This is a genomic window from Streptomyces sp. NPDC020422 (assembly GCF_044386705.1).
Taxonomy (GTDB): Bacteria; Actinomycetota; Actinomycetes; order Streptomycetales; family Streptomycetaceae; genus Streptomyces.
The window spans coordinates 504,542-517,479 of sequence record NZ_JBIRVJ010000003.1; the positions used below are offsets into that span (position 1 = coordinate 504,542).

Below are 12,938 nucleotides of genomic sequence, written 5' to 3' on the forward strand. Positions count from 1 at the left end.
ACAGGAGACCCACACCATGTCCACCAAGCACACGCTCTCCGTCCTGGTCGAGAACACGCCCGGCATCCTGGCCCGGATCGCCGCCCTGTTCTCCCGCCGCGGCTTCAACATCGACTCGCTCGCCGTCGGTGTCACCGAACACCCCGACATCTCCCGCATCACCATCGTGGTCAGTGTCGAGGACCTGCCGCTGGAGCAGGTGACCAAGCAGCTCAACAAGCTGGTCAACGTCCTGAAGATTGTCGAACTCGAGCCCAGCGCCGCGATCCAGCGCGAGCTCGTCCTGGTGAAGGTCCGCGCCGACAACGAGACCCGCTCCCAGATCGTCGAGATCGTCCAGCTGTTCCGCGCGAAGACCGTGGACGTCTCGCCCGAGGCGGTCACCATCGAGGCCACCGGTTCGAGTGACAAGCTCGAAGCGATGCTCAAGATGCTGGAGCAGTTCGGCATCAAGGAGCTGGTGCAGTCCGGCACCATCGCCATAGGGCGTGGCGCCCGGTCCATCACGGACCGGTCCCTGCGGGCCCTCGACCGCAGCGCGTGACACTCCCGACCGTCAACGGGCGCTGACCGCCGGTCCATCCGGCGGTCCGCCTGGCGAGACCCGAAAACTTATCCGTCGCACCCCGCCGTACGGTGGGACGCAACACCAGCACCTCAAGGAGATACCCAGTGGCCGAGCTGTTCTACGACGCCGACGCCGACCTGTCCATCATCCAGGGCCGCAAGGTCGCCGTGATCGGGTACGGCAGCCAGGGCCACGCCCACGCGCTGTCGCTCCGTGACTCGGGTGTCGACGTGCGTGTCGGTCTGCACGAGGGCTCCAAGTCCAAGGCCAAGGCCGAGGAGCAAGGCCTGCGCGTGGTCACCCCGGCCGAGGCCGCGGCCGAGGCCGACGTCATCATGATCCTGATCCCGGACCCGATCCAGGCCAAGGTCTACGAGGAGTCCATCAAGGACAACCTCAAGGACGGCGACGCGCTGTTCTTCGCCCACGGCTTCAACGTCCGCTTCGGGTTCATCAAGCCCCCGGCCAACGTCGACGTCGCCCTGGTCGCCCCCAAGGGCCCGGGCCACCTGGTCCGCCGTCAGTACGAGGAGGGCCGCGGCGTCCCCGCGATCGCCGCGGTCGAGCAGGACGCGACGGGCAACGCCTTCGCGCTGGCGCTCTCCTACGCCAAGGCCATCGGCGGCACCCGCGCCGGCGTCATCAAGACGACCTTCACCGAGGAGACCGAGACCGACCTCTTCGGCGAGCAGGCCGTCCTCTGCGGTGGCGCCTCCGCGCTCGTCAAGGCGGGCTTCGAGACCCTGGTCGAGGCCGGCTACCAGCCGGAGATCGCCTACTTCGAGTGCCTCCACGAGCTGAAGCTGATCGTCGACCTCATGTACGAGGGCGGCCTGGAGAAGATGCGCTGGTCCGTCTCCGAGACCGCCGAGTGGGGCGACTACATCACCGGCCCGCGGATCATCACCGCCGACACCAAGGCCGAGATGAAGAAGGTCCTCACCGACATCCAGGACGGCACCTTCGCCAAGAACTGGATGGACGAGTACCACGGCGGTCTGAAGAAGTACAACGAGTACAAGACCCAGGACGAGAAGCACCTCCTGGAGACCACCGGCAAGGAGCTGCGCAAGCTCATGAGCTGGGTGAACGACGAGGAGGCGTAAGCCCCTCGGCACGGGGCCGGACAGGGTGTCCGGCCCCGTGCCGCATCGTTGGACACCCCGTCCAACCACGGACGGGTGATCCTTCCAACGAGGCGTATGAGCTGCGCCGACGCACCACTACACTGCTCAACAACATACGCGTCAGGCCCACAGCGTCGTGCGCTTTCACGCGGCAAGCCCCCTCCACGCCTGCGGCCGTCGGGACGGCCGTCCGCACTGGATCTGTGAGGACTCACGTGAGCTCGAAACCTGTCGTACTCATCGCTGAAGAGCTGTCGCCCGCCACCGTCGACGCACTGGGCCCGGACTTCGAGATCCGGCACTGCAACGGCGCGGACCGCGCCGAGCTGATCCCCGCGATCGCCGATGTCGACGCCATCCTGATCCGTTCCGCGACCAAGGTCGACGCGGAGGCCATCGCCGCCGCCAAGAAGCTCCGGGTCGTCGCCCGCGCCGGCGTGGGCCTGGACAACGTGGACGTCTCCGCCGCCACCAAGGCCGGCGTGATGGTCGTGAACGCCCCGACCTCCAACATCGTCACCGCCGCCGAGCTCGCCTGCGGCCTCCTGGTCGCCACCGCGCGCAACATCCCGCAGGCCAACACCGCCCTGAAGAACGGCGAGTGGAAGCGCTCGAAGTACACGGGCGTCGAGCTGAGCGAGAAGACCCTCGGCGTCGTCGGCCTCGGCCGCATCGGTGTCCTGGTCGCCCAGCGCATGTCCGCGTTCGGCATGAAGATCGTCGCGTACGACCCCTATGTGCAGCCGGCCCGCGCCGCCCAGATGGGGGTGAAGCTGCTGGCCCTGGACGAGCTCCTGGAGGTCGCCGACTTCATCACCGTCCACCTGCCCAAGACGCCCGAGACCCTCGGTCTCATCGGTGACGAGGCGCTGCACAAGGTCAAGCCCTCGGTCCGGATCGTCAACGCCGCGCGCGGCGGGATCGTGGACGAGGCGGCGCTCTACTCGGCGCTGAAGGAGGGCCGGGTCGCCGGCGCGGGCCTCGACGTGTACGCGAAGGAGCCCTGCACGGACTCCCCGCTCTTCGAGCTCGACGAGGTCGTCTGCACCCCGCACCTGGGCGCCTCCACCGACGAGGCCCAGGAGAAGGCCGGTATCGCGGTGGCGCGTTCGGTGCGCCTGGCGCTCGCGGGCGAGCTGGTCCCGGACGCGGTCAACGTCCAGGGCGGTGTCATCGCCGAGGACGTGAAGCCCGGTCTGCCGCTCGCCGAGAAGCTCGGCCGGATCTTCACGGCGCTGGCCGGCGAGGTCGCGGTGCGGCTCGACGTCGAGGTGTACGGCGAGATCACCCAGCACGACGTGAAGGTGCTCGAACTCTCCGCGCTCAAGGGCGTGTTCGAGGACGTGGTCGACGAGACCGTGTCGTACGTGAACGCCCCGCTGTTCGCGCAGGAGCGCGGTGTCGAGGTCCGGCTCACCACGAGCTCCGAGTCGCCCGACCACCGCAACGTGGTCACCGTGCGCGGCACGCTCTCGGACGGCCAGGAGGTCGCGGTCTCCGGCACGCTGGCGGGCCCGAAGCACCTGCAGAAGATCGTCGCGGTCGGCGACTACGACGTGGACCTGGCGCTCGCCGACCACATGGTGGTGCTGCGCTACGAGGACCGCCCGGGCATCGTCGGCACGGTCGGCCGGATCCTCGGCGAGGCCGGTCTGAACATCGCGGGCATGCAGGTCTCCCGCACCGAGGAGGGCGGCGAGGCGCTGGTCGTGCTCACCGTCGACGACACGGTGCCGGCGAACGTGATCGCCGAGATCTCCGAGGAGATCGGCGCGACCTCGGCCCGCTCGGTCAACCTGGTCTGACGCAGGCGCGTACGCGCACCCCGTACCCGGCTGATAGACGTCCGTCTTACACAGGCGTCTAGCGGCCGGGTACAGTGCTGTCATGGGACACAAGGAAGACCTGCTCGCAGGCGCCAAGCGCTGCCTCCTGGAGAAGGGCTACGCCCGGACCACGGCGCGTGACGTCGTGGCGGCCTCGGGCACCAACCTCGCCTCCATCGGCTACCACTACGGCTCCAAGGACGCCCTGCTCCAGCAGGCCTTCCTCGCCCTCACCGAGGAGTGGGGCGAGCGGGTCGGCGGGGCGGACGCCGACGGCACCGGGAAGCTGCCCGCCGAGCCGTACGAGCGCTTCCGCGCCGTCTGGGAGCGCCTGATCGGCGCGGCCGAGGGCAGTCGTCCGGTCTGGAAGCTGCAGACCGAGGTCGTCACCCGGCTCGACGACGACGAGAAGCTCCGCGAGGCCATCAAGGAGCCGCAGCGGGAAGGCCGGCTCGGCATGGCCGAGGGCATGCTCGGCCTCGATCCCGAGGCGGACCCCGAGAAGGCCCGCGTCGCCGGGCTGCTCCTCCAGGCCCTCGCGACCGGGGTGATGATCCAGTGGGTGGTCGACCCGGAGACGGCCCCGAGCGCGGACGACCTCACCGAGGGGCTGAAGGTCCTCATGGGCGACGCTGGCTGAGGTCAACCTCGCCCGGCGGCAAGGCGGTTGTCTAGGGTGGGGTGTTCTCGCTCCTCACCCGGACACGCCGCACAGAGAGGGGTTCGCCATGCCGGCGAGACCGCCGCAGGAGACACCGCAGGACCCGGCCCCGACGCCCGGTCCCGCGCCCGCGCCGGACCCGCCGGACCAGGTGACGCCCTTGCCGCCGACGGGGGAGTCCGCCGCCTCGCCCGCGCCGGAGCCCGGGGAGTCCGCCGCCTCGCCTGTGCCGCCGATGGGGGAGTCCGCCGCCACGGCCGCGCCGCCGGCGGGGGAGTCCGCCGCCTCGCCCGCGCCGGAGCCCGGGGAGTCCGCCTCGCCCGTGCCGCCGACGGGGGAGTCCGCCGCCACGGCCGAGTCCCCGGCCGCGCCCGCCTCGCCGGCGTCGTCGGCCGCGCCGTCCGTCGGGGCCCTGGTCGCCGAGTCCTTCGTGCCCAACACGCTGCACCTCTCGTCGGCCGGGCGGTGGAAGGCGATCGCGCTGCGCGTGGCCGTCGGCGTCGGTCTCGCCGTGGCCGGGGCGGTGGGCGTTCTGGTCTGGCAGCTGGCGACCGAGCCGGTCGTGACGAGATCCGGCCAGGAGACCGAGGACGCCCTGGACATGGAGGAGACGCCGTTCACCGCCGGCGTCGACTACGACGGCACCCCTCCCGCCGCCTGGAAGATCGTCCTCGACCGCCCCCTGACACCGGCGGAACAGCGCAGGCTCGCCGCCACCGTCCACCCCGAGGACGCCCGCGACTTCCTGACCTCGCTCGGCGGGCGCACCCTGCGGTACCCGGCCGCCTTCGAAGGGCGTTCGGATCTCGCCCAGGCGTACTTCGGGCGGGACGCGACCGTCCTGCACATGGACCTGTTCAGCAAGCGCAAGGCCCCGCTGACGATCACCTGGATGGAGGTCGTGAACCTCTCCTGCCACGCGCCGACGGCCCGGACCGTCGTGGTCTTCCCGCCCCAGGGCGGCGCCGACTACGAAGGGGTGCTGTTCGACCTCGCCAGGCCGGGCGCCGTTCCGATCATCACCGACGAGGGCAGCCACCAGGGGCAGCCGTACTTCGGCCCGCGGAGAATCGCCCTGGGCGACGGGGCGTCGCCCGGCGGGCTCCGCGTCGAGGCGGTCACCCAGGGGAGGTCCTGCACCTGGGAGATCAAGGCCAAGTACCGTGACGCGTACCAGCACTTCGGCTCGCTGACGCTCAAGGACGGCACGAAGCCGTTCTCCGCCGAGGCGGCGCCGTCCCGGCCCGAGCAGCTCTGGTACATGGACGCCTCCAAGCCCGACGGGCAGCAGTGGGTGCCGTGCCACGTCCGGCCCGAGGAGGACACGTGCCGCGAATGGCGGGAGACGCGCGGATGACGCCGCCACGCGTCAGGGTGGCCCTGGGGGCCGCCGTCGCTCTGCTCGCCCTGGCGGGGTGCACCCGCCCCAGCGGGCCTCCTCCGGAGTCCGCCACGCCGACCCCCCGTCCCGCGGCCGGCCCCTGGGGGCGCGACCGGGTGGTGTCGGCGGAGTGCCTGAAGGGCGGCAGGTTCGTCGCCGTCCAGGTCCAGGCGTGGGACCCGGACACCGGGAAGCCGGGAGCCTCGCGGACCTTCGACGTGCCCGCGCCCGTCGCCTTCTGGCAGGAGCCGGGGCGGGAGGCGGTGCCGACGCCGCTGTTCGACCTGTGCCGGGAGAACCCGGACGAGGCCGTCTATCCCTCCGACGCCCTGGAGCGCGTCGTCCCCCGGGTGCGGGCCGTGTTCGACCGGGACTTCACCCGGATGGCCGTGGTCCTGCGCACCCCCGGCGGCAACGGCACGCACGTCGGCTTCGTCGACGAGAAGGGGCTCACCGACCTCACCGCGCGGGACGGGCACCCCGGGCCCGGCGTCCGGGAGCAGAACGCCGTCTTCGCGCCCGACGGGAGCCGCGTCTGGTTCACGTACGAGACCGCCGACGGGCGCCACCGGATCGGCAGCCGCGCGGTCTCCGGCACCGCCGCCCTCAGGGACGAGGGGCCGGCCGCCGACGCCGACCTGCCGCTCGTCGTCGTGGGCCGGCCGGCCCGCGGCGTCCAGGCGGAGATGGTGCACGTGTCCCCGGACGGCGGCCGGATGACGGCGTGGACGGACGGGCTCGGCGCGGTCGTCCTCGACGTCCCGGGGGCCTCCGGGGTGCTGACCGGGGCTGCCGCCGGGGGCGCCCGGCGGCTGGCGGGCTGCCTGCACGCGGTCGGCTGGGTCGGGCCGGACGGCGTGCTGTGCCGCACCCGCACGGGCGGATTCCGGACCGTGGGCGCCGTGCGGGACGCCGACCCCGGTCCCGTTCTGCCGGCCTCCGGCGCCGGGGGCGACGAGGGTCTGGTCGTCTCTCCCGACGGCGGCCGCTTCCTCGTCGTCGAGCACCCGCCGGGCGATCCCTACGAGGGTTTCCGCGGCTTCCGGGTGGCCGGTACGGCACCGGGGGCGCCGTCCGTGCGGCTGGAGTCCGGGGCGGCGAACGCGAAGACCCTCTTCCTGGAGTGGCGCTGACCGGGCAGTGGCGCTGACCGAGCGGTGGCGCCGGTCGCCCGCCGCTACAGCTTCGCCGCCTTCAGCGCCATGTGCAGCAGCAGCCGGTCCTCGCCCGCGTCCAGGTCCAGGCCGGTGAGCTGTTCGACGCGGGAGAGGCGGTAGTAGAGGGTCTGGCGGTGGATGCCGAGGGCGGTCGCCGTGCGGCCCGCCTGGCCCGCGTGGTCGAGGAACACCTCGGCGGTGCGCGCCAGTTCGGCGTGGGCCGGGGCGAGCAGGGCGCGGACCGCCGGGTCGGGCTCGGCGGCGGGCAGGGCGGTCAGGAGCCGGTACGGGCCGATGGCGGACCACTCCGCGAGCGGGCCGAGGTGGGGCTGTGCGGTCGCGGCGCGGGCGGCCGAGCCGGCCTCGTGCCAGGAGGCGTCCAGGTCCGCGAGGCCCCGGCGGGGGGTGCCGACCCCGGCGACGGCCGCCGGGCCCGCCGCGTCGCGCAGCCGGCCGGCGGCGGCGTGCGCGGGGGAGAGGTTGTCGGCCGAGCGGAGCCGTACCAGGGCGGCGAGCGCGCGCGGGGCGGTGCCCGTGGCGCCGGTCTGGGGGGCCGTCGGCCACCACGGCACCGTGCACAGGGCCGCGGCGCCGGGAACGGTGCGCGGGGAGGGGGAGTCCTCCTCGGACCAGGGGGCGAGGCAGACCAGGGCGTGCAGTCCGTCCGCGTCCGGGCCGAGGGCCGTGCGCAGCGCGGCGAGCGCCATGTCGTACTGCCAGCCGCGTTCCGCCGACAGGGCGGCCCGCAGCTCCCGGGAGAGGTCGGCGCCGGCCCGCTCCTCGTCGGCGAGTAGGTCGCCGATCCGGGCGGCGACCTCCATGGCGGCGGTGAGCTGCGCGTGGGAGGGGCCCGGCTCGGCGTCGAGGAGCCAGACATAGCCGAGGACCACGCCCCGATGGCGTACCGGCAGACAGATCCGGTCCCGGAAGACGCCCGCGTCGGGGGCGGCCGGGATGCGGACCGGGCCGGTCGCCCGGGTGATGCCGAAGCCCTCGAACCAGGCCCGCACGGCGGGGGTGGACTTCCTGGTCAGGATCGACCGGGTGCGGACCGGGTCCATCGCCTCGTCGTCGTCACTGTCGTGCGCGCCGAAGGCGATCAGCCCGAAATCCCGGTTCTCCAGGGTCGCGGGGGCGCCGAGCAGCACCGAGATCTCGTCCACCAGCTCCTGGTAATCGCCCTTCACGGCGCCATTCTCGCACCGCCGCCGGGAGACTTCAGACAGATGTCTGAGAGCGCGGCCACGGATGCGTGACAGCTGTAGATGGCGGACGATCGTTGCGGTGCTTAGGTTTCACGGTGGTTCTTCGTGCTGTTACCCGTTCCTTACGAAAATGCGGGTACGGCACCTTTCGTCACCCTGCCCTCTGGAGGTGCCCCGTGCTGGGTCCCGTGATCCTCGCCGCGTCGCGCAGCGACAAGATGCGCCGTTTCGTGTCGGCCGCCCCCGGGACCAAGCAGGTCGTGGCACGCTTCATCGCCGGTGAGACCGTCCAGGACGTCGTCCCGATCGTGCAGGACCTGGCCGCCCGCGGTCTTGAGGTCACCCTCGACGTGGTCGGTGAGGACATCACCACCGTCGAGCAGTCGTATGCCGCCCGTGACGCCTATCTGGAGCTGATCGGCCGCCTCAAGGAGCTGGGCCTCGGCGCCCGCGCCGAGATGTCCGTCAAGCTGTCGATGTTCGGGCAGTCGCTGGAGAACGGCCACGAGCTGGCCCTCGCGAACGTGCGCCCGGTCGTCGCGGCCGCCGCCGAGATCGGCACCACGGTCACCCTGGACGCCGAGGACCACACCACCCTCGACTCGATGTTCGCCATCCACGAGGAGCTGCGGAAGGACTTCCCGCAGACGGGCTGCGTCATCCAGGCCTACCTCTTCCGCACCGAGGAGGACGCCCGCCGCCTCGCCGCCAACGGCTCGCGCGTGCGGATCGTGAAGGGCGCCTACAAGGAACCCGCCGAGGTCGCCATCCAGGACAAGCCGGAGATCGACAAGGCGTACGTCCGGATCATGAAGATCCTGATGGAGGGCGAGGGCTACCCGATGATCGGGTCCCACGACCCGCGCCTGATCGCCGTCGGCCAGGAGCTCGCCCGCCGCGCCGGGCGCAAGCTGGACGAGTACGAGTTCCAGATGCTCTACGGCATCCGCACCGAGGAGCAGAACCGGCTCGCCGCCGAGGGCCACCGGATGCGCGTCTACACCGCCTACGGCACCGACTGGTACGGCTACTTCATGCGCCGCCTCGCGGAGAAGCCGGCGAACCTCCTCTTCTTCGTCCGCTCCATCCTCACCAAGGGCTGAGCCCCACCCCTCAAGAAGGAGTCACGCGACCCATGGACGCTGTCACCCAGGTCCCCGCTCCGGTCAACGAGCCGGTGCACAGCTACGCCCCCGGCTCGCCCGAGCGCGCCCGTCTCGAGGCCAAGCTCAAGGAGCTCGCCGACAACCCGCGCGAGCTGCCGATGACCATCGGCGGCGTGAAGCGCATGGGCGGCGGCGAGCGCGTCGACGTCGTGCAGCCGCACAACCACAAGTCCGTCATCGGCACCTTCGCCGGCGCCACCCAGCAGGACGCCCAGGACGCGATCGACGCGGCCCTGGCCGCCGCCCCGGCCTGGCGCGCGATGTCCTTCGACGACCGCGCCGCGATCATCCTGCGCGCCGCCGAGCTGCTCGCCGGCCCGTGGCGCGAGACGCTGGCCGCCTCCACGATGCTCGGCCAGTCGAAGACCGCCCAGCAGGCCGAGATCGACACCCCGTGCGAGCTCGTCGACTTCTGGCGCTTCAACGTGGCGTACGCCCGCCAGATCCTGGCCGAGCAGCCGCCGGCGAACTCCCCGGGCGTGTGGAACCGACTGGACCACCGTCCGCTCGAGGGCTTCGTCTACGCGATCACGCCGTTCAACTTCACGGCCATCGCGGGCAACCTGCCGACCGCCCCCGCCCTCATGGGCAACGTGGTCGTCTGGAAGCCGTCCCCGACCCAGACCCACTCCGCCGTGCTCCTCATGGAGCTCCTGGAGGAGGCCGGTCTGCCGAAGGGCGTCATCAACCTGGTGACCGGCGACGGCATCGCCGTCTCCGAGGTGGCCCTGAACCACCCCGACCTGGCCGGCATCCACTTCACCGGCTCGACCAAGACCTTCCAGCACCTGTGGAAGACGGTCGGCAACAACATCGAGAAGTACCGCTCGTACCCGCGGATCGTCGGCGAGACCGGCGGCAAGGACTTCGTCGTCGCGCACCCGAGCGCCGACCGCGCCGTCCTGAAGACCGCGCTGACCCGCGGCTCCTTCGAGTTCCAGGGCCAGAAGTGCTCCGCGTCCTCGCGTGCGTACATCCCGGCCTCCATCTGGAACGACGGCTTCAAGGAGGAGTTCGCGGCCGAGGTCGACGGCATCAAGATGGGTGACGTCACCGACCTGTCGAACTTCATCGGCGCCGTCATCGACGACCGCTCCTTCGCCAAGAACAAGGCCGCGATCGACCGCGCGAAGGCCGACGCCTCCTGCACGATCGTCGCCGGCGGCACCTACGACGACTCGGAGGGCTACTTCGTCCGCCCGACCGTCATCGAGTGCACCGACCCGGAGAACGAGGTCTTCACGACCGAGTACTTCGGCCCGATCCTCGCGGTGTACGTGTACGACGACGCGAAGTACGACGAGATGCTGACCCAGATGGAGTCCGTCTCCGACTACGCCCTCACCGGCTCGGTCATCGCGAACGACCGCGCCGCCGCCGCGTACACGATGGAGAAGCTCCGCTTCGCCGCGGGCAACTTCTACATCAACGACAAGTCGACCGGCGCCGTCGTCGGCCAGCAGCCCTTCGGCGGCGGCCGCGCCTCCGGCACCAACGACAAGGCCGGTGCCCCGCAGAACCTGATGCGCTGGACGCTGACCCGCGCCATCAAGGAGACGCTGGTCCCGCCGACCGAGTACGGCTACCCGCACATGGGCTGACGCCGCCCGCCTCGCAGAGGCCCCTGATCACCGCCCCCCTCCTCGGTCCCCCAACCGAGGACGGGGGCGGTTCTCATGCGCCCGCGTGCCGATTCAGGAAGTCGTCGACGAGCGACGCGATCTCGGGTGCGTGGGTCTCCAGGGCGAAGTGGCCGGTGGGCAGGAGGTGGATCTCCGCGTCCGGGAGGTCGCGGCGGAAGGCCTCGGCGCCGGCCGGGACGAAGATCTCGTCGCCCTCGCCCCAGACGGCGAGGAGGGGGACGCCGGAGGTGCGGAAGTACTCCTGGAAGGCGGGGTAGAGGGCGAAGTTGGCGCCGTAGTCGGCGATCAGGCCGAGCTGGACGGCGTCCTGGCCCTCGCGGGCCATGAGGGCCGCGTCGTGGTGCCAGGCGTCCGGGCTGAGGAGCTCGCGGTACGCGGCGGGGACGCCCGTCTCGTACTGCCAGCGGATGCCGTCGAGGGAGCGGATCGCGCGGACCGGGGCCTCGGTCTCGGGGGTGCGCTCGGCGATCAGGGCGAGGACCGGCGCCCAGGCCTCGGCGCCCAGGCCCTCCTCGTAGGCGTTGCCGTTCTGGCTGATGATCGCGGTGATCCGCTCGGGGTGGGCGAGGGCGAGGCGCAGGCCGATGGGGGCGCCGTAGTCCTGGATGTAGAGGGCGAAACGGTCGAGTCCGAGGGCCTCGGTGAACTCGGCGGTCAGGGCGCTCAGTCCGGCGAAGGTGTAGGAGAAGTCGGTGGCGTCGGGGGCCGCGCTGTGGCCGAAGCCCAGGTGGTCGGGGGCGATCAGGCGGTAGGAGTCGGCGAGGCGCGGGATCAGGTCGCGGAACATGTGCGAGCTGGTGGGGAAGCCGTGCAGCAGGAGGAGGACCGGGGCGTCGGCGGGGCCCGCCTCCCGGTAGAAGATCCGGTGGCCGCGGACGGTGACGGTGCGGTGGTGGACGGGCAGCACGGACATCTATCTAACCCCTCAATCGCATATGACTGGTTAAGCCAAGAGCTAAGCGCGCTCTGGCTAACCTGTCAATGCGCATTGAGGGGTTAGAAATGGAGGGGTGAGGGGTTGGGGGTCGGGGCGGGTGGGGAGCGAGTGGGGTGGGGTCAGCGGTCGGTCGGGGGCTCGGCCGCCGTCTCCGTGCCCTTCGCCGTCTCCAGGCGGGCCGTGTACACCGCCGACAGCGCCCCGCCCAGGGCGATGAGCGCCGCGAAGCCCGGCAGGCCCAGCGACAGATACGCCCCGGCCGACACCGCCAGCCAGGCGACGAGCAGCACCTTGCCGCGGCGGCTGAGGAACAGCCACTTGCGGGGCGTGGCCGGGACCGCGCGCAGCGCCCCGGCGGGGCCCGCGGTCGCGGCCTTCGGGCGCTTGAAGTAGCCGTAGACCAGCCACTCGCCGCACAGCTCCCAGCCCTCGGGGTCGAGCTCGTCGAGCACCTTCGCCCGGCGCCGGCCGCTGATCACCTCGCGCCGGTACTCCCAGGCGAGCGCCACCCCGGGCGCCCGGCGGCAGACGAAGCGGCCGAGGGAGTCCAGGGACTCCACCTCCCAGCCCTGGTCGCCGTGGACGGCCAGCATCCGCCGGTCGTTGAAGAGGTCCGCGGTCCAGGTCCAGTGCTCGGCCGCCCCGTCCGGCTCCCCGGGTGCCGGGGCGAGCCCGCCGAGCGAGGCGGCGAAGCGCGCGGCCGGGCCGAACTCCTCCTCCGGCGTCGCGCCCGACTCCGCCAGATGGCCGCGCAGTTCGTCGACGGTCCGCGCGATCTGGCCCTCGGGGACGGCCGCGGTGCGCAGTGCCGCGGAGAGTTCGGTGAAGTAGGCGTCGGCGTGGGAGCCGGCGGACTGCTCGGTCATGGTGTCGTTCCCCCTGTGTGCAGCTTGGTTCCTACGGCCCGGTGGAACCGCGTCCAGGCCTCGCCCTCGGTCGCCAGATGGACCCGCCCGGGCTGCGTGAGCCGGTAGTAGCGGCGCCCCGGACCGCGCTCGGCGGCCCGGAACTCGGCCTCCACGAGGCCCGCCTCCTCCAGGCGGTTGAGCACGGGATAGAGCGTCCCGCCCTTGATCTCGCCGAGGCCCGCCTCGGCGAGCGCCTTGGCGATCTCGTACCCGTAACTCTCGCCGTCGGTCAGGCAGGAGAGGACGAGCAGGTCGAGGACTCCCTTGAGCCAGCTGGATCTGCGGTCTGCGGCCATGGCGGCATTCCATCACTACCTAGGTAGGAATGCAATCTAGGTAGGACGTCGAGTGTCGGGCCG

Annotated in this window: 13 protein-coding genes; 8 read left to right on the forward strand and 5 right to left on the reverse strand. The window is 71.8% G+C overall.

Features of this window, described 5'->3' with window-relative positions; genetic code table 11:
* The first annotated feature begins 16 nt into the window (after positions 1-16).
* The 4 genes from ilvN to ACH414_RS09715 all read left to right on the forward strand — a co-directional run bounded on the left by ilvN (position 17) and on the right by ACH414_RS09715 (position 4,161).
* Positions 17-544, forward strand: coding sequence for an acetolactate synthase small subunit (gene ilvN / locus ACH414_RS09700; protein WP_128978596.1), 528 nt, complete (start codon positions 17-19; stop codon positions 542-544).
* 128 nt (positions 545-672) lie between these two features.
* Complete coding sequence (gene ilvC / locus ACH414_RS09705; protein ID WP_382538242.1) at positions 673-1,674, forward strand: ketol-acid reductoisomerase; 1,002 nt, start codon at positions 673-675, stop codon at positions 1,672-1,674.
* Between the two features lie 236 nt (positions 1,675-1,910).
* Positions 1,911-3,500, forward strand: a complete 1,590-nt coding sequence (gene serA / locus ACH414_RS09710; protein WP_382538246.1) for a phosphoglycerate dehydrogenase — start codon at positions 1,911-1,913, stop codon at positions 3,498-3,500.
* Between the two features lie 82 nt (positions 3,501-3,582).
* Positions 3,583-4,161: a TetR/AcrR family transcriptional regulator gene (locus ACH414_RS09715; protein ID WP_398941400.1), complete on the forward strand. Its 579-nt coding sequence runs from the start codon at positions 3,583-3,585 to the stop codon at positions 4,159-4,161.
* 54 nt (positions 4,162-4,215) lie between these two features.
* On the opposite strand, the gene ACH414_RS09720 is transcribed toward ACH414_RS09715, so the two are convergent.
* Complete coding sequence (locus ACH414_RS09720) at positions 4,216-4,623, reverse strand: hypothetical protein (protein WP_398941403.1); 408 nt, start codon at positions 4,621-4,623, stop codon at positions 4,216-4,218.
* Here ACH414_RS09720 and ACH414_RS09725 point away from each other — a divergent pair.
* On the forward strand, positions 4,613-5,539 hold the full coding sequence (locus ACH414_RS09725) for a hypothetical protein (protein ID WP_382538255.1): 927 nt from the start codon (positions 4,613-4,615) through the stop codon (positions 5,537-5,539). The two genes, ACH414_RS09720 and ACH414_RS09725, sit on opposite strands and share 11 nt — an antisense overlap.
* Positions 5,536-6,696 carry a hypothetical protein gene (locus tag ACH414_RS09730; RefSeq protein ID WP_398941405.1) on the forward strand — a complete coding sequence of 387 codons (1,161 nt, stop codon included), beginning with the start codon at positions 5,536-5,538 and terminating at the stop codon, positions 6,694-6,696. The genes ACH414_RS09725 and ACH414_RS09730 overlap by 4 nt, the downstream gene beginning before the upstream one ends.
* Before the next feature lie 44 nt (positions 6,697-6,740).
* Here ACH414_RS09730 and ACH414_RS09735 read toward each other — a convergent pair whose 3' ends face one another.
* On the reverse strand, positions 6,741-7,907 hold the full coding sequence (locus ACH414_RS09735; protein WP_398941406.1) for a PucR family transcriptional regulator: 1,167 nt from the start codon (positions 7,905-7,907) through the stop codon (positions 6,741-6,743).
* Between the two features lie 194 nt (positions 7,908-8,101).
* On the opposite strand from ACH414_RS09735, the gene ACH414_RS09740 reads away from it, so the two are divergent.
* Both ACH414_RS09740 and pruA read left to right on the forward strand, forming a co-directional pair.
* Positions 8,102-9,028, forward strand: a complete 927-nt coding sequence (locus ACH414_RS09740; RefSeq protein WP_382538264.1) for a proline dehydrogenase family protein — start codon at positions 8,102-8,104, stop codon at positions 9,026-9,028.
* Positions 9,029-9,060: 32 nt separating this feature from the next.
* Positions 9,061-10,692, forward strand: a complete 1,632-nt coding sequence (gene pruA, locus ACH414_RS09745) for an L-glutamate gamma-semialdehyde dehydrogenase (protein ID WP_382538267.1) — start codon at positions 9,061-9,063, stop codon at positions 10,690-10,692.
* A 73-nt stretch (positions 10,693-10,765) separates the two neighbouring features.
* Here pruA and ACH414_RS09750 read toward each other — a convergent pair whose 3' ends face one another.
* The 3 genes from ACH414_RS09750 to ACH414_RS09760 form a co-directional block, all read right to left on the reverse strand.
* A complete protein-coding gene (locus ACH414_RS09750) occupies positions 10,766-11,647 on the reverse strand; it encodes an alpha/beta fold hydrolase (RefSeq protein WP_398941409.1) in 882 nt (293 codons plus the stop codon).
* A gap of 143 nt (positions 11,648-11,790) precedes the next feature.
* Positions 11,791-12,537, reverse strand: a complete 747-nt coding sequence (locus ACH414_RS09755) for a hypothetical protein (RefSeq protein WP_382538273.1) — start codon at positions 12,535-12,537, stop codon at positions 11,791-11,793.
* The gene (locus tag ACH414_RS09760; RefSeq protein WP_382538275.1) at positions 12,534-12,875 is read right to left on the reverse strand and encodes a PadR family transcriptional regulator; all 342 of its coding nucleotides are present in this window, start codon (positions 12,873-12,875) and stop codon (positions 12,534-12,536) included. The genes ACH414_RS09755 and ACH414_RS09760 overlap by 4 nt, the downstream gene beginning before the upstream one ends.
* Between the last annotated feature and the right edge of the window lie 63 nt (positions 12,876-12,938).